The sequence below is a fragment of the Streptococcus sp. D7B5 genome, assembly GCF_029691405.1.
Classification (GTDB): domain Bacteria; phylum Bacillota; class Bacilli; order Lactobacillales; family Streptococcaceae; genus Streptococcus.
Genome location: NZ_CP121467.1, coordinates 1,294,406 through 1,314,877, shown reverse-complemented (window position 1 = coordinate 1,314,877; position 20,472 = coordinate 1,294,406). Strand labels below are relative to the sequence as shown.

Genomic DNA, 20,472 nt, shown 5'->3' with positions numbered 1-20,472 from the left:
ATATAATATAGAAAGCAAAAAGGCAGACGCCTAGAGACTTTATAGGAGAAACTATGTCAAAAGATATCCGCGTACGCTACGCACCAAGTCCAACAGGACTCCTACACATCGGAAATGCCCGTACAGCATTGTTTAACTACCTTTACGCACGCCATCATGGTGGAACTTTTATCATTCGTATCGAAGATACTGACCGTAAACGCCATGTCGAGGATGGTGAACGTTCACAGCTTGAAAATCTTCGCTGGTTGGGAATTGACTGGGATGAAAGTCCAGAAACTCATGAAAACTACCGCCAATCAGAGCGTTTGGAACTCTATCAAAGATACATCGACCAATTGCTAGCTGAAGGAAAAGCCTACAAATCGTACGTTACAGAAGAAGAGTTGGCAGCAGAGCGCGAACGCCAAGAAGAAGCTGGCGAAACACCACGCTACATCAATGAATATCTTGGCATGAGCGAAGAAGAAAAGGCGGCTTACATTGCAGAACGTGAAGCAGCCGGTATCATCCCAACTGTTCGTTTGGCTGTTAATGAATCTGGTATCTACAAATGGCATGATATGGTCAAAGATGATATCGAGTTTGAAGGTGGCAACATCGGCGGTGACTGGGTGATTCAGAAGAAAGATGGCTACCCAACTTACAACTTTGCCGTTGTCATCGATGATCATGACATGCAAATTTCCCATGTTATTCGCGGAGATGACCACATTGCCAACACCCCAAAACAGCTCATGGTTTATGAAGCGCTTGGTTGGGATGCACCTGAGTTCGGTCACATGACCTTGATTATCAACTCTGAAACTGGTAAGAAGTTATCTAAACGCGATACTAATACCCTTCAATTTATCGAAGACTACCGTAAGAAAGGGTACCTTCCAGAAGCAGTCTTTAACTTTATTGCCCTTCTTGGTTGGAATCCTGGTGGGGAAGATGAAATCTTCTCTCGTGAAGAACTCATCAAGCTCTTTGATGAAAATCGCCTCAGCAAGTCTCCAGCAGCCTTCGACCAGAAGAAACTAGACTGGATGAGTAACGACTACATCAAGAGAGCTGACTTAGCAACTATCTTTGAGATGGCAAAACCATTCCTAGAAGAAGCAGGACGTTTGACTGATAAGGCTGAAAAATTGGTGGAACTCTATAAACCACAAATGAAGTCAGTGGACGAAATCGTTCCATTGACAGACCTTTTCTTCTCAGATTTCCCAGAACTGACAGATGCTGAGCGCGAGGTCATGGCAGGAGAAACCGTTCCGGTTGTTCTAGAAGCCTTCAAAGCGAAACTAGAAGCAATGACAGATGAGGAGTTTGTGACAGAAAACATCTTCCCACAAATCAAAGCAGTCCAAAAAGAAACAGGTATTAAAGGTAAGAATCTATTTATGCCAATCCGTATCGCCGTTTCAGGTGAAATGCATGGACCAGAATTACCAGACACCATTTTCTTGCTCGGACGTGAAAAATCAATTCAGCATATTGAAAACATGCTGAAGCAGATTTCTAAATAAGTAGGAAAAATATAGGGATATGAGCTCATCCTTTCTTGGAGAGTAAGAGAAGGCCCTTTGAATTAAAAATCAAAAGAGTCAGATAGTCTGGCTCTTTTTGATTGTCTTCCAAGAATTTGTATAGGATGGAAAAAAGTTCTTGACAAAGGGAGAAAAGAAGGTATAATAGAAAGAGTCGAAAAGCTCAGGTCCGTTGGTCAAGGGGTTAAGACACCGCCTTTTCACGGCGGTAACACGGGTTCGAATCCCGTACGGACTATGGGTGTATTGTGGTTAAAAAAACTTGAAAAAAGTTTAAAAAATCTGTTGACAGAGACAGATGGCTGTGATATACTAATATAGTTGTCGCTTGAGAGAGAATGAGTGACAAAGACCTTTGAAAACTGAACAAGACGAACCAATGTGCAGGGCACTATAACTGATGTTATAGTACTGAACAATGAAAAACAATAAATCTGTCAGTGACAGAAATGAGTGAGAACTCAAACTTTTAATGAGAGTTTGATCCTGGCTCAGGACGAACGCTGGCGGCGTGCCTAATACATGCAAGTAGAACGCTGAAGCTTGGTGCTTGCACCGAGCGGATGAGTTGCGAACGGGTGAGTAACGCGTAGGTAACCTGCCTGGTAGCGGGGGATAACTATTGGAAACGATAGCTAATACCGCATAAGAGTAGATGTTGCATGACATTTACTTAAAAGGTGCAATTGCATCACTACCAGATGGACCTGCGTTGTATTAGCTAGTTGGTGAGGTAACGGCTCACCAAGGCAACGATACATAGCCGACCTGAGAGGGTGATCGGCCACACTGGGACTGAGACACGGCCCAGACTCCTACGGGAGGCAGCAGTAGGGAATCTTCGGCAATGGACGGAAGTCTGACCGAGCAACGCCGCGTGAGTGAAGAAGGTTTTCGGATCGTAAAGCTCTGTTGTAAGAGAAGAACGAGTGTGAGAGTGGAAAGTTCACACTGTGACGGTATCTTACCAGAAAGGGACGGCTAACTACGTGCCAGCAGCCGCGGTAATACGTAGGTCCCGAGCGTTGTCCGGATTTATTGGGCGTAAAGCGAGCGCAGGCGGTTAGATAAGTCTGAAGTTAAAGGCTGTGGCTTAACCATAGTACGCTTTGGAAACTGTTTAACTTGAGTGCAAGAGGGGAGAGTGGAATTCCATGTGTAGCGGTGAAATGCGTAGATATATGGAGGAACACCGGTGGCGAAAGCGGCTCTCTGGCTTGTAACTGACGCTGAGGCTCGAAAGCGTGGGGAGCAAACAGGATTAGATACCCTGGTAGTCCACGCCGTAAACGATGAGTGCTAGGTGTTAGACCCTTTCCGGGGTTTAGTGCCGCAGCTAACGCATTAAGCACTCCGCCTGGGGAGTACGACCGCAAGGTTGAAACTCAAAGGAATTGACGGGGGCCCGCACAAGCGGTGGAGCATGTGGTTTAATTCGAAGCAACGCGAAGAACCTTACCAGGTCTTGACATCCCTCTGACCGCTCTAGAGATAGAGTTTTCCTTCGGGACAGAGGTGACAGGTGGTGCATGGTTGTCGTCAGCTCGTGTCGTGAGATGTTGGGTTAAGTCCCGCAACGAGCGCAACCCCTATTGTTAGTTGCCATCATTCAGTTGGGCACTCTAGCGAGACTGCCGGTAATAAACCGGAGGAAGGTGGGGATGACGTCAAATCATCATGCCCCTTATGACCTGGGCTACACACGTGCTACAATGGCTGGTACAACGAGTCGCAAGCCGGTGACGGCAAGCTAATCTCTTAAAGCCAGTCTCAGTTCGGATTGTAGGCTGCAACTCGCCTACATGAAGTCGGAATCGCTAGTAATCGCGGATCAGCACGCCGCGGTGAATACGTTCCCGGGCCTTGTACACACCGCCCGTCACACCACGAGAGTTTGTAACACCCGAAGTCGGTGAGGTAACCATTTGGAGCCAGCCGCCTAAGGTGGGATAGATGATTGGGGTGAAGTCGTAACAAGGTAGCCGTATCGGAAGGTGCGGCTGGATCACCTCCTTTCTAAGGATAAGGAACTGCACATTGGTCTTGTTTAGTCTTGAGAGGTCTTGTGGGGCCTTAGCTCAGCTGGGAGAGCGCCTGCTTTGCACGCAGGAGGTCAGCGGTTCGATCCCGCTAGGCTCCATTGGTGAGAGATCACCAAGTAATGCACATTGAAAATTGAATATCTATATCAAATAGTAACAAGAAAATAAACCGAAACGCTGTAGTATTAAAAGAGTTTATGACTGAAAGGTCAAAAAATAAGGTTAAGTTAATAAGGGCGCACGGTGGATGCCTTGGCACTAGGAGCCGAAGAAGGACGTGACAAACGACGATATGCCTTGGGTAGCTGTAAGTAAGCGATGATCCAGGGATTTCCGAATGGGGGAACCCAACAGGTACTACCTGTTACCCGCATCTGTTAAGGATGTGAGGAGGAAGACGCAGTGAACTGAAACATCTAAGTAGCTGCAGGAAGAGAAAGCAAAAGCGATTGCCTTAGTAGCGGCGAGCGAAACGGCAGGAGGGCAAACCGAAGAGTTTACTCTTCGGGGTTGTAGGACTGCAATATGGACTCAAAGATTATAGAAGAATGATTTGGGAAGATCAGCCAAAGAGAGTAATAGCCTCGTATTTAAAATAGTCTTTGTACCTAGCAGTATCCTGAGTACGGCGGGACACGAGAAATCCCGTCGGAATCTGGGAGGACCATCTCCCAACCCTAAATACTCCCTAGTGACCGATAGTGAACCAGTACCGTGAGGGAAAGGTGAAAAGCACCCCGGGAGGGGAGTGAAATAGAACCTGAAACCGTGTGCCTACAACAAGTTCGAGCCCGTTAATGGGTGAGAGCGTGCCTTTTGTAGAATGAACCGGCGAGTTACGATATGATGCGAGGTTAAGTTGAAGAGACGGAGCCGCAGGGAAACCGAGTCTGAATAGGGCGCCTTAGTATCATGTCGTAGACCCGAAACCATGTGACCTACCCATGAGCAGGTTGAAGGTGCGGTAAGACGCACTGGAGGACCGAACCAGGGCACGTTGAAAAGTGCTTGGATGACTTGTGGGTAGCGGAGAAATTCCAAACGAACTTGGAGATAGCTGGTTCTCTCCGAAATAGCTTTAGGGCTAGCGTCGACATCAAGATTCTTGGAGGTAGAGCACTGTTTGGGTGAGGGGTCCATCCCGGATTACCAATCTCAGATAAACTCCGAATGCCAATGAATTATGGTCGGCAGTCAGACTGCGAGTGCTAAGATCCGTAGTCGAAAGGGAAACAGCCCAGACCACCAGCTAAGGTCCCAAAATAATTGTTAAGTGGAAAAGGATGTGGGGTTGCACAGACAACTAGGATGTTAGCTTAGAAGCAGCTATTCATTCAAAGAGTGCGTAATAGCTCACTAGTCGAGTGACCCTGCGCCGAAAATGTACCGGGGCTAAAACAATTTACCGAAGCTGTGGATACCTTTATAGGTATGGTAGGAGAGCGTTCTATGTGTGAAGAAGGTATACCGTGAGGAGTGCTGGAACGCATAGAAGTGAGAATGCCGGTATGAGTAGCGAAAGACAGGTGAGAATCCTGTCCACCGTAAGACTAAGGTTTCCAGGGGAAGGCTCGTCCGCCCTGGGTTAGTCGGGACCTAAGGAGAGACCGAAAGGTGTATCCGATGGACAACAGGTTGATATTCCTGTACTAGAGTATGTAGTGATGGAGGGACGCAGTAGGCTAACTAAAGCAGACGAATGGAAGTGTCTGTCTAAGCAGTGAGGTGTGATATGAGTCAAATGCTTATATCTATAACATTGAGCTGTGATGGGGAGCGAAGTTTAGTAGCGAAGTTAGTGACGTCACACTGCCAAGAAAAGCTTCTAGCGTTTAAACATACTCTACCCGTACCGCAAACCGACACAGGTAGTCGAGGCGAGTAGCCTCAGGTGAGCGAGAGAACTCTCGTTAAGGAACTCGGCAAAATGACCCCGTAACTTCGGGAGAAGGGGTGCTGACTTTAGGTCAGCCGCAGTGAATAGGCCCAAGCAACTGTTTATCAAAAACACAGCTCTCTGCTAAATCGTAAGATGATGTATAGGGGGTGACGCCTGCCCGGTGCTGGAAGGTTAAGAGGAGTGCTTAGGAGTAATCCGAAGGTATGAATTGAAGCCCCAGTAAACGGCGGCCGTAACTATAACGGTCCTAAGGTAGCGAAATTCCTTGTCGGGTAAGTTCCGACCCGCACGAAAGGCGTAATGATTTGGGCACTGTCTCAACGAGAGACTCGGTGAAATTTTAGTACCTGTGAAGATGCAGGTTACCCGCGACAGGACGGAAAGACCCCATGGAGCTTTACTGCAGTTTGATATTGAGTGTCTGTACCACATGTACAGGATAGGTAGGAGTCTATGAGATCGGGACGCCAGTTTCGAAGGAGACGTTGTTGGGATACTACCCTTGTGTTATGGCCACTCTAACCCGGATAGGTTATCCCTATCGGAGACAGTGTCTGACGGGCAGTTTGACTGGGGCGGTCGCCTCCTAAAAGGTAACGGAGGCGCCCAAAGGTTCCCTCAGAATGGTTGGAAATCATTCGCAGAGTGTAAAGGTATAAGGGAGCTTGACTGCGAGAGCTACAACTCGAGCAGGGACGAAAGTCGGGCTTAGTGATCCGGTGGTTCCGTATGGAAGGGCCATCGCTCAACGGATAAAAGCTACCCTGGGGATAACAGGCTTATCTCCCCCAAGAGTTCACATCGACGGGGAGGTTTGGCACCTCGATGTCGGCTCGTCGCATCCTGGGGCTGTAGTCGGTCCCAAGGGTTGGGCTGTTCGCCCATTAAAGCGGCACGCGAGCTGGGTTCAGAACGTCGTGAGACAGTTCGGTCCCTATCCGTCGCGGGCGTAGGAAATTTGAGAGGATCTGCTCCTAGTACGAGAGGACCAGAGTGGACTTACCGCTGGTGTACCAGTTGTCTTGCCAAAGGCATCGCTGGGTAGCTATGTAGGGAAGGGATAAACGCTGAAAGCATCTAAGTGTGAAACCCACCTCAAGATGAGATTTCCCATGATTTTATATCAGTAAGAGCCCTGAGAGATGATCAGGTAGATAGGTTAGAAGTGGAAGTGTGGCGACACATGTAGCGGACTAATACTAATAGCTCGAGGACTTATCCAAAGTAACTGAGAATACGAAGTGTGAGGTTTTCTTGGTATTTGATAGATATTCAATTTTGAGTAGGTATTACTCAGAGTTAAGTGACGATAGCCTAGGAGATACACCTGTACCCATGCCGAACACAGTAGTTAAGCCCTAGAACGCCGGAAGTAGTTGGGGGTTGCCCCCTGTGAGATATGGAAGTCGCTTAGCTCGAGGGAGTTTAGCTTAGTTGTAATTGAGAGGAAATCGAAATTACAATCGGCGGATGAGAGAAACAAAGTTTCTTACCGTTGGATGAGCTAGACTCCGCCCTTTGGGAGTTTAGCTCAGCTGGGAGAGCATCTGCCTTACAAGCAGAGGGTCAGCGGTTCGATCCCGTTAACTCCCATTTTAGCGGGTGTAGTTTAGTGGTAAAACTACAGCCTTCCAAGCTGTTGTCGCGAGTTCGATTCTCGTCACCCGCTTTGAACTTTGTTCAATTACCAAGTTTTTTAAACTTGGGCGCGTAGCTCAGGTGGTTAGAGCGCACGCCTGATAAGCGTGAGGTCGGTGGTTCGAGTCCACTCGTGCCCATTTATAAATATGGTCCGTTGGTCAAGGGGTTAAGACACCGCCTTTTCACGGCGGTAACACGGGTTCGAATCCCGTACGGACTATTTATTGGAGGATTACCCAAGTCCGGCTGAAGGGAACGGTCTTGAAAACCGTCAGGCGTGTAAAAGCGTGCGTGGGTTCGAATCCCACATCCTCCTTTTTATATTAACGCGGGATGGAGCAGCTCGGTAGCTCGTCGGGCTCATAACCCGAAGGTCGTAGGTTCAAATCCTGCTCCCGCAATTTGGCTCGGTAGCTCAGTTGGTAGAGCAATGGATTGAAGCTCCATGTGTCGGCGGTTCGATTCCGTCTCGCGCCATATTTTATTTATAACTTGGAAGGGTAGCGAAGAGGCTAAACGCGGCGGACTGTAAATCCGCTCCTTCGGGTTCGGGGGTTCGAATCCCTCCCCTTCCATTACTTTAGTTACGGGCATAGTTTAAAGGTAGAACTAAGGTCTCCAAAACCTTCAGTGTGGGTTCAATTCCTACTGCCCGTGTTAATATGATTATGGCGGGTGTGGTGAAGTGGTTAACACACCAGATTGTGGCTCTGGCATGCGTGGGTTCGATCCCCATCACTCGCCTATTTTATATTATTGGGGTATAGCCAAGCGGTAAGGCAAGGGACTTTGACTCCCTCATGCGTTGGTTCGAATCCAGCTACCCCAGTTACTATTTGCCGGCGTGGCGGAATTGGCAGACGCGCTGGACTCAAAATCCAGTGTCCGCAAGGACGTGCCGGTTCGACCCCGGCCGCCGGTATAGTAATAAAGACAAGGTTTTCGGACCTTGTTTTTTGTTTTGGTAAAGATTTTGATTAAGTACAGATAACTGATGAATCATCTTTTTCTTCTTATTCTAGTCATTTTTAGTGTATTTTTGGTATAATATTACTTATTCACAATTTATTTTGATTATGAAAGAGTTTGGTGATTAATGTCTCGGTCTGTTGAATTACTAAAGAAACGTTACTTAAAGAATATAAAAGAGCACCCAGATTTATTTATTGGGATTGAGTTAGAATATCCTATTGTAAATTTAGAGGGTAAAGCTACAGATGGTGAAGTTGTTAAGGATCTCTTTCGGTATTTACCATCAGTACTGGGCTTTACTATCGAAAAAGTGGATGATTTTGGGAATCCAATTCAGTTGCTTGATCCAGTCAGCCAAGATACGATCTTGTTTGAGGTTGCTTATACGACGATTGAGTTTGCATTCGGAAAGGCCGAATCTATCCAAGAGGTAGAAGAACGCCTTAACTTCTATATGGCTACGATTCAGAATAAATTGGGTGAAGCTAATCATGCTATTGTTGGCTGCGGCATTCATCCCAACTGGGATAAAAATGAGAATTGTTCAGTGGCTTATCCCCGCTATCAGATGTTGATGGCTTACTTGAACTTAAGTAGAAGTAAGACTAGTAGAGGTTTACATGATTTTCCTGAGTATGGTGCCTTTATCTGTGGAAGTCAGGTTCAACTAGACGTTTCAAGGTCCAACTACCTGCGTGTTATTAATGCTTTTACACAAATTGAAGCAGCTAAAGCCTTTTTATTTGCCAATTCTGAGTTTTCAGGTGCAGATTGGGATACCAAAATTTCGAGAGATATTTTTTGGGAAGAATCCATGCATGGTATCTATCCAGAGAATGTAGGTGTCAATACTAGATTATTTAAAGATGAGGATGATTTTTTTGACTATCTAAATCATTCTGCGATTTTTACTGCGGAGCGTGATGGGCAGACCTATTATTTTTATCCGATTCAGGCTAGGGACTATTTGGCTACACCTGAAATCCAAGCATTTACCCTTAATGGGGATGAGGTGTTAATTCACCCTCAGGAGGAAGATTTCCAAACTCATCGTAGTTACCAGTACCAAGACTTAACGACTCGAGGAACAGTTGAGTTTCGTAGTGTGTGTACTCAGCCGCTTGATAGGACCTTTGCTTCTGCTGCTTTTCACTTGGGCTTGTTGGTTCATTTAGACAAGCTTGAAGCTTACTTGCGAACTGCTCCATTTTTTACCACAGCTGGTCGTGATTATAAGCTTTTAAGACGACAATTTTCTAAAAAACAACTCACAGATGAAGAAGAAGCTGCGGTTCTCGAGTTTTCTAAAGATTTACTCACCCTAGCTGAGGAAGGACTGGAGAAAAGAGATAAGCAAGAAATGGTTTATTTAGAGCCTTTGAAGAAAGAATTGGGATTATAATTTCTCTTATAAAGGGAGAATTTTCTGAAAAATCGTGATATAATGGAAGAGACTATAGATAAAGGATAGAGATTCATGACATTAGTTTATCAATCAACGCGTGATGCCAATAATACAGTAACTGCCAGCCAAGCTATTTTGCAAGGATTGGCGACGGATGGTGGTTTGTTTACACCGCTTTCTTATCCAAAGGTTGATTTGGACTTTGACACATTAAAGGATGCTTCTTACCAAGAAGTGGCTAAATTAGTTTTATCAGCATTTTTAGATGACTTTACGGCTGAGGAGTTGGACTACTGTATCAACAATGCCTACGATAGCAAGTTTGATACTCCAGCTATTGCGCCATTGGTGAAACTGGATGGGCAATACAACTTGGAATTGTTCCATGGTTCAACGATTGCCTTTAAAGATATGGCCTTGTCTATCTTGCCGTACTTTATGACGACAGCCGCTAAAAAGCATGGTTTGGAGAACAAGATTGTCATTTTGACAGCGACATCTGGTGATACTGGGAAAGCTGCTATGGCAGGGTTTGCCGATGTGCCTGGAACTGAGATTATCGTCTTTTATCCAAAGGATGGTGTCAGCAAGGTGCAAGAGTTGCAAATGACTACTCAGACTGGCGACAATACTCATGTTATCGCTATTGATGGAAACTTTGATGATGCGCAAACAAATGTGAAGCACATGTTCAACGATGTAGCTCTTCGTGAAAAATTGGCAGCGAACAAGTTGCAATTTTCATCAGCTAACTCTATGAACATTGGTCGTTTGGTGCCACAGATTGTCTACTATGTTTATGCTTATGCTCAGTTGGTCAAGTCTGGTGAGATTGTAGCTGGTGATAAGGTCAACTTCACAGTACCAACAGGAAACTTTGGAAATATTTTGGCTGCCTTTTATGCTAAACAAATCGGTCTTCCAGTTGGCAAATTAATCTGTGCTTCAAATGACAACAATGTTTTGACAGACTTCTTCAAGACACGTGTTTACGATAAGAAACGTGAGTTTAAGGTAACAACTAGCCCATCTATGGATATCTTGGTATCTTCAAACTTGGAGCGTTTGATTTTCCATCTTTTGGGGAATGATGCGGTTAAGACTGCTGAACTCATGAATGCCTTGAGTACACAAGGACAATATGAATTGATAGACTTTGATGCAGCGATTTTGGAACTCTTTGCAGCTGAATATGCGACTGAGGAAGAAACAGCAGCAGAAATTAAACGTGTTTATCAAACAGATGCCTATATTGAGGATCCACATACGGCGGTTGCCTCAGCTGTTTATAGAAAATACCAAGCGGCTACTGGCGATGCGACTAAGACAGTGATTGCTTCAACAGCTAGTCCTTACAAGTTCCCAGTGGTGGCCGTAGAAGCGGTAACAGGAAAAGCAGGCTTGACTGACTTTGAAGCCTTGGCTCAATTGCATGACATTTCAGGAGTGGCAGTGCCACCAGCAGTGGATGGCCTTGAAACAGCTCCAGTTCGTCATAAAACAACAGTGGCAGCTGCTGACATGCAAGCAGCGGTTGAGGCTTATCTAGGACTTTAAGACAGAGGGAGTAAACTCGGTTGGGAAACCAACTGAGTTTCTTTTCATCAGGAGGAGAGATTGTTTAAGAAAAATAAAGTCATTCTTAATATTGCATTGCCAGCTATGGGTGAAAACTTTTTGCAGATGCTTATGGGCATGGTGGATAGTTACTTGGTCGCTCACTTGGGCTTAATCGCTATTTCAGGTGTTTCAGTGGCTGGCAATATTATCACCATTTACCAGGCCATTTTCATCGCTCTGGGAGCTGCTATCTCCAGTGTTATTTCAAAAAGTTTGGGGCAGAAAGATCAGTCCAAGTTGGCTTATCACGTGACAGAGGCTCTCAAGATAACCCTATTGCTGAGTGCACTTTTAGGCGCTTTATCGCTCTTTGCTGGGCAAGAGATGATAGGGCTCTTGGGAACTGAGCAGGATGTGGCCGAGAGTGGTGGACTCTACCTATCTTTGGTGGGTGGATCGATTGTTCTCTTGGGCTTGATGACGAGTTTGGGTGCCTTGATTCGTGCAACGCATAATCCGCGTCTACCCCTCTATGTTAGTTTTTTATCCAATGCCTTAAATATTCTTTTTTCAAGTCTAGCTATTTTTGTCCTTGATATGGGCATAGCGGGTGTTGCTTGGGGGACCATCTTGTCTCGCTTGGTTGGTTTTGTGATTTTGTGGTCGCAATTAAAGCTGCCCTTTGAGAAACCGACTTTTGGACTGGATAAAGACTTACTGACCTTGGCTTTGCCAGCGGCAGGGGAACGTCTCATGATGCGGGCTGGAGACGTCGTCATCATTGCCTTGGTCGTTTCTTTTGGAACGGAGGCAGTAGCGGGGAATGCAGTCGGAGAAGTCTTGACCCAGTTTAACTATATGCCTGCCTTTGGCGTCGCTACGGCAACGGTCATGCTGGTAGCTCGAGCAGTTGGAGAGGATAATTGGGAAAGAGTCGCTAGTTTGAGCAAACAAACCTTTTGGCTTTCCCTGCTTCTCATGTTGCCCTTAACTTTCAGTATCTATGCCTTAGGAACACCACTGACTCATCTCTATACGACCGATCCTGTAGCAGTCGAAGCGAGCGTTTTGGTGGCGCTGTTCTCTCTACTAGGAACCCCCATGGCGACAGGGACAGTTATTTATACGGCAGTTTGGCAGGGTTTGGGAAATGCTCGCCTCCCCTTTTATGCGACAAGTATTGGGATGTGGTGTATCCGTATAGGGACAGCTTATCTGATGGGTATTGTTCTTGGTTGGGGCTTGCCTGGTATTTGGGCAGGGACTCTCTTGGATAATGGTTTCCGTTGGTTATTTCTACGTTACCGTTACCAGCGTTATATGAGCTTGAAAGGATAGGAGATGCAAAAAACAGCTTTTATTTGGGATTTGGACGGGACTTTATTGGACTCATACGAAGCGATTTTGTCAGGGATTGAGGAGACCTTTGCTCAGTTTTCTATTCCTTATGATAAGGAGAAAGTGAGAGAGTTTATCCTCAAGTTTTCTGTGCAGGATTTGCTGGAGCAGGTGGCAGAAGAGAGAAATCTGGATGCGGAAGTGCTCAATCAGGTACGTGCCCAGAGCTTGTCTGAGAAAAATGCCCAGGTAGTTTTGATGCCAGGTGCGCGTGAAGTGCTAGCTTGGGCAGACCAAGCAGGGATTCAGCAGTTTGTCTATACTCATAAGGGGGACAATGCGCTTACCATTCTAAGAGACTTGGGTTTGGAATTTTATTTCACAGAGATTTTAACTAATCAGAGTGGTTTTGCACGCAAGCCCGGTCCAGAGGCGGCGACATATCTGCTAGACAAGTATCAGTTGGATCCTGATAACACCTATTATATAGGGGATCGGACTTTGGATGTGGAATTTGCCCAGAATAGTGGTCTTCAAAGCATTAACTTTTTAGAGTCATTTTATGAAGGGAATCAGAAGATTCAAGCACTAGCAGATATTCCTTATATTTTTGAGGATAAGTAACGAGAAGAGTGTGTCAGTTTTGTGACAGAAACCTAACAAACTATTTCAACTGATCGAGTTTGTTACAAGGAATGGTCAGTTCTGTTAAATAGGCCCGAGAGGGCTTTTTTTCTGCTTTTTTTGTGTTATGATAGACAGGTACTCATTTGAAAGGAATGTGAACGAATGAAGAAAAGAATTATCTTAGCCTCAACAGTAGCCTTGTCTTTTGCGCCAGCATTGGCAACTCAAGCGGAAGAAATTGCATGGACAGCACGTACCGTTGAGCAAATCCAAAATGACGTGACGAAAAACGAGAACAAAAACAGCTATACAGTTCAGTATGGTGATACCCTGAGCACGATTGCAGAAGCTTTGGGAGTTGATGTAACCGTTCTTGCTAATTTGAACAAAATCACCAATATGGACTTGATTTTCCCAGATACTGTCCTCACTACAACTGTCAATGAGGCAGAAGAGGTGACGGAAGTTGAAATCCAGACACCTCAAGCAGATTCTAGTGAAGAAGTGACGACTGCGACAGCTGATTTGACGACCAACCAAGTAACCGTCGATGAACAAACAGTTCAAGTAGAAGACCTTTCTCAACCAATTGAGGAAACTCCAACTGCAACAGAGAATGAAAAACCAGCAGAAGTAGCGCCAAGTTCAGAAGTTTCTGAGACAGGGACAGTTGCTGAAGAGACACCATCTACAGAAACACCTGTAGCTGAAGAAACAGCTGAAACGACTCCAGCGGAAGCACCAGTAGCAGAAACAACTCGCCCAGTTGAAGAAGCTCCACAAGTGGCGACTCCAGCTACCGAAGAAACGGCAGCAACAACTCCAGCAGAAGCACCAGTAGCAGCTGCGCCGGCAACTGAAACGCCTGCTGATACAACAGGAACAAGTGCAACAGAAGAAACAGCAGCATCAACAGCAACTTCTGACACTGCAACTTCGACTTATCAAGCAGAGCAAAGCCAAACTCCTTCAAGAACATATTCAGCTCCAGCAGCTCCTGACTATGCAGGACTTGCTGTAGCTAAGTCTGAGAATGCTGGTCTTCAACCACAAACTGCAGCCTTTAAAGAAGAAGTAGCCAACTTGTTTGGGATTACATCCTTTAGTGGCTACCGTCCTGGTGACAGTGGGGACCATGGTAAAGGTTTGGCCATCGACTTCATGGTTCCAGTGAGTTCAGCACTTGGTGATCAAATCGCGGAATATGCAGTCAAAAATATGGCTAGCCGTGGTATCAACTATATCATCTGGAAACAACGTTTCTACGCTCCATACGATAGTAAATATGGACCAGCCTACACGTGGAATCCAATGCCGGATCGTGGTAGTGTGACCGAAAACCACTATGACCACGTTCACGTATCAATGAACTAATCATTAAAATGGAAGTTGGGAACTAATTGAGTTCCCGCTTCTTTTTTTGTGTGATAGTTTCAGGGGAATGGGAAGATTATTCTGAAGCAAGGTGGGCCTGCTATTTTGACTCTGCTGAGTATGTTACTTTTGAAATAAGAAAACCAGCGTCCTGAACGACGCTGGTTTTTGTAGACTCTTATCCATTTCGACGTTTACGGGCTAGTAGGGCTCTGTAAAAGAAGATATGATTGTTTTGGATATAGGGAAGGATTGAAAAACTAGCAATTCCAAAAGTGAGCCAGTTGAGGAAGTACCAAGGGAGTAGTTGTAGGTCGAGGACAAAGCGCTGGAATTTGTAACCCTTCATCAAGAAACGGCTGGTTTTCAGGATTTGACGGGGTTTAGCCTGTCCTAAATCCAGAGTATCGCAGAGGAGGAATTCTACCTGCGAGTAGGCATAATATTGTGGAACGTAGAGGATGTTCCCTACAATCATCAAGATGAGACTCGCGAAAAAGTAGAGGCCAAAGGTCATAAGGAACTGCTCTGTTTCAAGGGATGAGAGGTCTAATTTTGGAAATTCAGGATGTAGGGCGACAAATCTCCGAGCTAAGAGATTGCTATAAAAGAGAAAATAAACGCCTACTAAGTTTGGAATGCTCCATAAAAAGAGGTAGAAACGTTTGAGGAGCAGAGTGAGGAAGGTTTGCGAGAAGCGCTCTTCAGCAAAGAGGGCCAGGCTTGATTTTACTGAGAGTTCTGTATCAGGATCCTTGAGGAGTCGGAGTGTCGCAAAAGCAGCACCTGCTAGAAAAATTGTGCTCAAAAAAGAAACCACTAGTGGGAAGAGATAGGCTTGGAGCACTTGTGCCAGCATGCTGAAAAAGGATTGCTCTAAAACACTTTCTTGGAGACGAGCCAAGGGGTTGAGAAAGCCTGATAAGATGACCAGTATGCTAGGTAAGAGATAGACGAGAAAGAGGCGGGGATTTTCAGCCTGAAACTGCCTCGTCTGCAGACGAATGGTTTTTAAATCAATTTTTGGGTATTTCATTCTCTCATTATACCATAGTTCGTGACAGTTCCTAGTTTTTTTGATAAAATCATACAGTATGCCTTTGGGCACAAAGTATGAACTGGGACTGTTTTTCCCAGCTTCGGAGGTAAAAAATGTCAGATTCACCAATCAAATACCGTTTGATTAAGAAAGAGAAACACACGGGAGCTCGTCTGGGAGAAATCATCACCCCGCACGGTACCTTCCCGACACCTATGTTTATGCCAGTTGGGACCCAAGCTACTGTCAAGACCCAGTCACCAGAGGAGTTGAAGGAGATGGGATCAGGGATTATCCTCTCTAATACCTATCATCTCTGGCTTCGCCCTGGAGATGAACTCATCGCACGCGCAGGTGGTCTCCACAAATTTATGAACTGGGACCAACCAATTTTGACAGATAGTGGTGGCTTCCAGGTTTATTCCCTAGCAGATAGCCGAAATATCACCGAAGAAGGAGTAACCTTTAAAAACCATCTCAATGGTTCCAAGATGTTCCTATCGCCAGAAAAGGCCATCTCTATTCAGAACAATTTAGGCTCAGACATCATGATGTCTTTTGATGAATGTCCTCAGTTTTACCAACCTTACGACTACGTTAAGAAATCCATCGAGCGTACTAGCCGTTGGGCCGAACGTGGCTTGAAGGCTCACCGTCGTCCACATGACCAAGGTTTGTTTGGAATTGTACAGGGGGCAGGATTTGAAGACCTTCGCCGTCAGTCAGCTCACGACCTTGTTAGCATGGACTTCCCTGGTTACTCTATCGGTGGTTTGGCAGTAGGAGAGACCCATGAAGAAATGAATGCAGTCTTGGACTTTACAACTCAACTGCTGCCTGAAAATAAACCTCGCTATTTGATGGGTGTGGGAGCGCCGGATAGCTTGATTGATGGGGTGATTCGTGGTGTGGATATGTTTGACTGTGTCTTGCCGACTCGTATCGCTCGTAACGGAACTTGTATGACCAGCCAAGGTCGTTTGGTTGTCAAAAATGCACAATTCGCTGAAGACTTTACGCCACTGGATCCTGAGTGTGATTGCTACACATGCAAGAACTACACACGCGCCTACCTTCGTCACCTGCTCAAGGCTGACGAAACCTTTGGTATCCGCTTGACTAGCTACCACAATCTCTACTTCTTGCTCAATCTGATGAAGCAAGTGCGTCAAGCCATCATGGATGATAATCTATTGGAATTCCGTGAGTATTTTGTGGAAAAATATGGCTACAACAAGTCAGGGCGCAATTTCTAAAGTGTAAAATTAGAATGCCAAAATCCTAAGTTTTCTCTTAGGATTTTTCCTATTTTTTTGATAGAATAGGGAGTATAATGGAATGGAAATTAGGCGGTGTTTTGCTTCCTAATTTAATGGAGAATAGACTCGTATGCGTATTAAATGGTTTTCCTTGATTAGGATTACAGGTTTACTTTTGGTGCTTTTGTACCACTTCTTTCAAACGATCTTTCCTGGAGGCTTCTTTGGGGTAGATGTCTTTTTCACTTTTTCAGGATTTTTGATCACCTCCCTCCTTTTAGAAGAATTTGGGAAGGCACGCCAGATTGACTTACTGGGCTTTTTTAAGAGACGGTTTTACCGCATCGTGCCACCTGTGGTGCTGATGGTTTTGGTGACCATGCCTTTTACTTTCTTGGTTCGTCAAGACTATGTTGCTGGAATTGGTGGCCAGATAGCTGGAGTTCTCGGTTTTATGACCAACTTCTACGAAATGTTAACAGGGGGTAGTTATGAATCCCAGTTCATTCCGCATCTCTTTGTTCACAACTGGAGCCTAGCTGTTGAGGTTCACTACTATATCCTTTGGGGCTTAGCGGTTTGGTTCTTATCGAAACGTTCAAAATCTAGTAGTCAATTGAGAGGGATGGTCTTTCTCCTTTCTGCTGGAGCTTTTATCATTAGCTTTTTCTCCATGTTTATTGGTAGTCTAATGGCGAGTTCCTATTCATCTGTCTACTTTTCAAGTTTGACCCATGTCTATCCCTTCTTTTTAGGAAGCATTTTGGCGACGGTTGTGGGGGTTCGTCAGACGAGCGATTTAGTCAAGCAGTTTGATCGGATGTGGGATATTCGTCAGAATCTACTGGTATTTGCTGCAGGTCTCTTGGTGTTAATGCTCTTGACTTTCTTTGTCAAGTTCACCTACCTGTTTGCGTACTTATTTGGTTTCTTGCTAGCAAGTTTAGCGGCAGTGACCATGATTTTTGCTGCGCGTGTCTTGCATGAGAAAACGCCTGAGATACAAGAACCTCGGATCATTACATTTTTAGCGGATACCAGCTATGCGGTTTATCTCTTCCACTGGCCTTTTTATATTATCTTTTCTCACTTGATGAGTAATCTGCCTGCTGTTATTCTGACGATCATCTTTTCTTATTTCTTTGCTATCCTATCCTTCTATATTATTGAGCCGTTGATTGCCGGTAAATCCAATCCTTTAATACGGAAGATTAGTCGATTACCTCATATTAAACCAATTAGTGCTGGTGCTGCTGGCATTCTTACCTTGATTACCTTGATTATCATAGCTGTGGCTCCTCAAGTTGGAGCTTTTGAGACAGACTTGATGGTCAATGGTTTCAAACAAGCCCAGACCAATATAGGACAAACAAAGACTCTTGCTGAACAAGCTGAACTGAGTCGTCTAGGAATTTCTGAGGGAACAAGCCTAATAGGAGATTCGGTAGCCTTGCGTGCCAATACAGCCTTACAAGAGGCACTTCCTGAAGCGAATATCAATGCCCAGGTTAGTCGAACGACCAAGCAAGCCAATGACATCATGCTCAATAACAGTCAGAACAAGGCGCTGCTAAAAACAGTCGTCATTGCAACGGGAGTCAACAATCCTGAAGGTTACAAGAATGATTTGGACAGCATCGTGAACAATCTACCGAAAGGACACCATCTGATACTGGTGACACCTTATGAGGGAGACAAGAGCAAGGACACTTACACATCAGTGGAGCAGTATGCGGCTTATGCACGGGAATTAGCTGAAAAGAATCCTTACGTGAGCATCGCTGACTGGAATAAGGTTGCTAAGGAACATCCTGAAATCTGGGCTGGAACCGACCAAGTCCACTTTGGAAATGATAGCAACATGATTGAAGAAGGTGCTAAACTTTACGCAGAGACGATTGCAGCTGCTGTAAAGGCTGCTCAAGAACTGCCTGTAAAATCAAAATAAAATTAAAGAGTTGGAAAAATCCAGCTCTTTTAAAATATCTCTAGAAAATAGGTCTATACCATTTACAAATGAAAAAGAAAGGTTTATAATGTAATTGACATAATAAATTCTAGAATCAATCTATCAAGGAGGTTATCATTATGCCTAATTATATTAAAGCGGATCAGTTTTTCTACCCACACGGAGTTCGTCGTGGCGGTTACTTGGAACTTGTGGATGGCAAGTTTGGCAAACATGTAGAACAGATTCCTGAAGGAGCTGAGGTGATTGACTATACAGGTTATAGCATTGCCCCAGGACTTGTGGATACCCACATTCATGGATTTGGCGGTGTGGATGTCATGGACAATAACATCGAAGGAACCCTTCATACCATGAGTGAAGGTCTACTTAGCACGGGTGTTACCAGCTTCTTGCCAACGACCTTGACTTCCTCTTACGAGCAGTTGCTTGCGGTAACTGAAAATATCGGCGCTCGTTACCAGGAAGCAAGTGGAGCCAAGATTCGTGGGATCTATTTTGAAGGACCTTATTTCACAGAGAAATACAAGGGAGCCCAAAACCCTGCTTATATGAAAGACCCCCGTATGGATGAGTTTCGTGCTTGGCAAAAAGCAGCAAATGGCCTGCTCAATAAAATTGCCCTTGCGCCAGAACGTGAAGGTGTAGAAGACTTTGTTCGTACAGTTACGGGTGAAGGAGTGACCGTTGCTCTTGGACACTCCAATGCGACTTTTGATGAAGCTAAAAAAGCAGTCGATGCTGGAGCGAGTGTTTGGGTACATGCCTACAATGGGATGCGTGGGTTGACTCACCGTGAGCTCGGTATGGTGGGAGCCATGTATGAATTGCCACATACTTACGCAGAGTTGATCTGTGACGGTCACCACGTAGATCCAAAGGCCTGTGATATTTTGCTCAAGCAAAAAGGAACTGAAAATATCGCCCTTATCACAGACTGTATGACAGCGGGTGGATTGGAAGACGGCGACTACATGTTGGGAGAATTCCCAGTAGTTGTTGCTAATGGAACTGCTCGCCTCAAATCGACAGGCAATTTGGCAGGTTCAATCCTCAAACTCAAAGATGGTTTGAAAAATGTGGTCGAATGGGGCATTGCGAATCCGCATGAAGCAGTCATGATGGCCAGCCTCAACCCAGCAAAATCTGTTCACATCGATGATGTCTGTGGTCAAATCCGTGAAGGTTATGACGCTGACTTTATCGTACTAGATAAAGATTTGGAATTGGTAGCAACCTACCTAGATGGTGTGAAACGTTATCAAGCCTAAGAAGATAAAAAATAGGGGTCAATAAAGGACTCCTATTTTTATTATCAGATGAAAATAATAGGATTAAAGAAATTGCTAATGGGGGAAACAAGCAAAATCCTTTTCTTGTATTAAAAAATTAGATATAATATACGATACAAAGGAAGTAGTAAGAATGTATCGTGTTATAGAAATGTATGGGGATTTTGAACCGTGGTGGTTCATAGAAGGTTGGGAAGAAGATGTCATCATGAGTCAATCTTTTGACAAGTATTATGATGCTCTAAAATATTATAAATCATGCTGGTTTGAGCTGGAAAAGAAGAATCCTCTTTATAAGAGTCGGAGTGATTTGATGACTATCTTTTGGGATCCTGCTGATAAACGCTGGTGTGATGAGTGCGATGAGTATTTGCAGCAGTACCATTCTTTGGCACTTTTACAGGATGAGCAAGTCATCCCCGATGAAAAGCTACGTCCAGGCTACGAAAAACAAACAGGTCAAGAAAAGCATCGTTCTTGCCGCATGAAATGGAGATAAAAAGTAACTTTTAAAAGTTG

At 44.9% G+C, this 20,472-nt stretch carries 11 protein-coding genes, 14 tRNA genes and 3 rRNA genes; 27 read left to right on the top strand and 1 reads right to left on the bottom strand.

All coding sequences use genetic code 11. From position 1 onward, the window contains the following. Positions 1-53 precede the first annotated feature (53 nt). The 23 genes from gltX (at position 54) to P8P68_RS06310 (ending at position 14,394) form a co-directional block, all read left to right on the top strand. Complete coding sequence (gltX, locus tag P8P68_RS06420; protein WP_000031047.1) at positions 54-1,514, top strand: glutamate--tRNA ligase; 1,461 nt, start codon at positions 54-56, stop codon at positions 1,512-1,514. Positions 1,515-1,701: 187 nt separating this feature from the next. Then, a tRNA-Glu gene (locus tag P8P68_RS06415) sits at positions 1,702-1,773 on the top strand. Between the two features lie 230 nt (positions 1,774-2,003). Next, a 16S ribosomal RNA gene (locus P8P68_RS06410) occupies positions 2,004-3,551 on the top strand. 51 nt (positions 3,552-3,602) lie between these two features. Continuing rightward, positions 3,603-3,675, top strand: a tRNA-Ala gene (locus tag P8P68_RS06405). A 122-nt stretch (positions 3,676-3,797) separates the two neighbouring features. After that, positions 3,798-6,700, top strand: a 23S ribosomal RNA gene (locus P8P68_RS06400). A gap of 76 nt (positions 6,701-6,776) precedes the next feature. Continuing rightward, positions 6,777-6,892: ribosomal RNA gene (gene rrf / locus P8P68_RS06395) — 5S ribosomal RNA — on the top strand. The 16S, 23S and 5S rRNA genes sit together here with 14 tRNA genes alongside, the layout of an rRNA operon. 105 nt (positions 6,893-6,997) lie before the next feature. Further along, positions 6,998-7,070 (top strand) — tRNA-Val (locus P8P68_RS06390). A 5-nt stretch (positions 7,071-7,075) separates the two neighbouring features. Beyond that, a tRNA-Gly gene (locus P8P68_RS06385) sits at positions 7,076-7,146 on the top strand. Positions 7,147-7,181: 35 nt separating this feature from the next. Continuing rightward, positions 7,182-7,255: transfer RNA gene (locus P8P68_RS06380), tRNA-Ile, on the top strand. An 11-nt stretch (positions 7,256-7,266) separates the two neighbouring features. Continuing rightward, positions 7,267-7,338: transfer RNA gene (locus P8P68_RS06375), tRNA-Glu, on the top strand. A gap of 6 nt (positions 7,339-7,344) precedes the next feature. Further along, positions 7,345-7,434, top strand: a tRNA-Ser gene (locus P8P68_RS06370). A gap of 11 nt (positions 7,435-7,445) precedes the next feature. Further along, positions 7,446-7,519, top strand: a tRNA-Met gene (locus tag P8P68_RS06365). 3 nt (positions 7,520-7,522) lie between these two features. Next, positions 7,523-7,595, top strand: a tRNA-Phe gene (locus P8P68_RS06360). 17 nt (positions 7,596-7,612) lie between these two features. Next, positions 7,613-7,693: transfer RNA gene (locus P8P68_RS06355), tRNA-Tyr, on the top strand. Positions 7,694-7,704: 11 nt separating this feature from the next. After that, positions 7,705-7,775, top strand: a tRNA-Trp gene (locus P8P68_RS06350). 14 nt (positions 7,776-7,789) lie between these two features. Then, positions 7,790-7,862, top strand: a tRNA-His gene (locus P8P68_RS06345). Positions 7,863-7,875: 13 nt separating this feature from the next. Further along, positions 7,876-7,947, top strand: a tRNA-Gln gene (locus P8P68_RS06340). Positions 7,948-7,956: 9 nt separating this feature from the next. Further along, positions 7,957-8,040 (top strand) — tRNA-Leu (locus P8P68_RS06335). Between the two features lie 174 nt (positions 8,041-8,214). Next, complete coding sequence (locus tag P8P68_RS06330) at positions 8,215-9,492, top strand: gamma-glutamylcysteine synthetase (protein ID WP_278275779.1); 1,278 nt, start codon at positions 8,215-8,217, stop codon at positions 9,490-9,492. Positions 9,493-9,567: 75 nt separating this feature from the next. Continuing rightward, the gene (thrC, locus tag P8P68_RS06325; RefSeq protein ID WP_000177122.1) at positions 9,568-11,052 is read left to right on the top strand and encodes a threonine synthase; all 1,485 of its coding nucleotides are present in this window, start codon (positions 9,568-9,570) and stop codon (positions 11,050-11,052) included. Between the two features lie 60 nt (positions 11,053-11,112). Continuing rightward, positions 11,113-12,393: an MATE family efflux transporter gene (locus P8P68_RS06320; RefSeq protein ID WP_278275778.1), complete on the top strand. Its 1,281-nt coding sequence runs from the start codon at positions 11,113-11,115 to the stop codon at positions 12,391-12,393. Positions 12,394-12,396: 3 nt separating this feature from the next. Then, positions 12,397-13,017, top strand: a complete 621-nt coding sequence (locus P8P68_RS06315) for an HAD family hydrolase (RefSeq protein ID WP_001172833.1) — start codon at positions 12,397-12,399, stop codon at positions 13,015-13,017. Between the two features lie 165 nt (positions 13,018-13,182). Continuing rightward, positions 13,183-14,394 carry a LysM domain-containing protein gene (locus P8P68_RS06310; RefSeq protein WP_000745991.1) on the top strand — a complete coding sequence of 404 codons (1,212 nt, stop codon included), beginning with the start codon at positions 13,183-13,185 and terminating at the stop codon, positions 14,392-14,394. Between the two features lie 178 nt (positions 14,395-14,572). Here the strand turns inward: P8P68_RS06310 and P8P68_RS06305 are convergent, their stop codons facing one another. Then, entirely contained in the window at positions 14,573-15,430 is an 858-nt protein-coding gene (locus P8P68_RS06305; RefSeq protein WP_000876914.1) for a DUF975 family protein, read from the bottom strand. A gap of 116 nt (positions 15,431-15,546) precedes the next feature. Between P8P68_RS06305 and tgt the strand changes: the two genes are divergently transcribed. The 4 genes from tgt to P8P68_RS06285 all read left to right on the top strand — a co-directional run bounded on the left by tgt (position 15,547) and on the right by P8P68_RS06285 (position 20,452). Further along, positions 15,547-16,689, top strand: a complete 1,143-nt coding sequence (tgt, locus tag P8P68_RS06300; protein WP_001285237.1) for a tRNA guanosine(34) transglycosylase Tgt — start codon at positions 15,547-15,549, stop codon at positions 16,687-16,689. A 133-nt stretch (positions 16,690-16,822) separates the two neighbouring features. After that, entirely contained in the window at positions 16,823-18,640 is a 1,818-nt protein-coding gene (locus P8P68_RS06295; RefSeq protein ID WP_278275777.1) for an acyltransferase family protein, read from the top strand. Between the two features lie 140 nt (positions 18,641-18,780). After that, positions 18,781-19,932: an N-acetylglucosamine-6-phosphate deacetylase gene (gene nagA, locus P8P68_RS06290; RefSeq protein WP_001134447.1), complete on the top strand. Its 1,152-nt coding sequence runs from the start codon at positions 18,781-18,783 to the stop codon at positions 19,930-19,932. A 154-nt stretch (positions 19,933-20,086) separates the two neighbouring features. Further along, on the top strand, positions 20,087-20,452 hold the full coding sequence (locus tag P8P68_RS06285; RefSeq protein ID WP_000286396.1) for a DUF1033 family protein: 366 nt from the start codon (positions 20,087-20,089) through the stop codon (positions 20,450-20,452). The last annotated feature ends 20 nt before the right edge of the window (positions 20,453-20,472 follow it).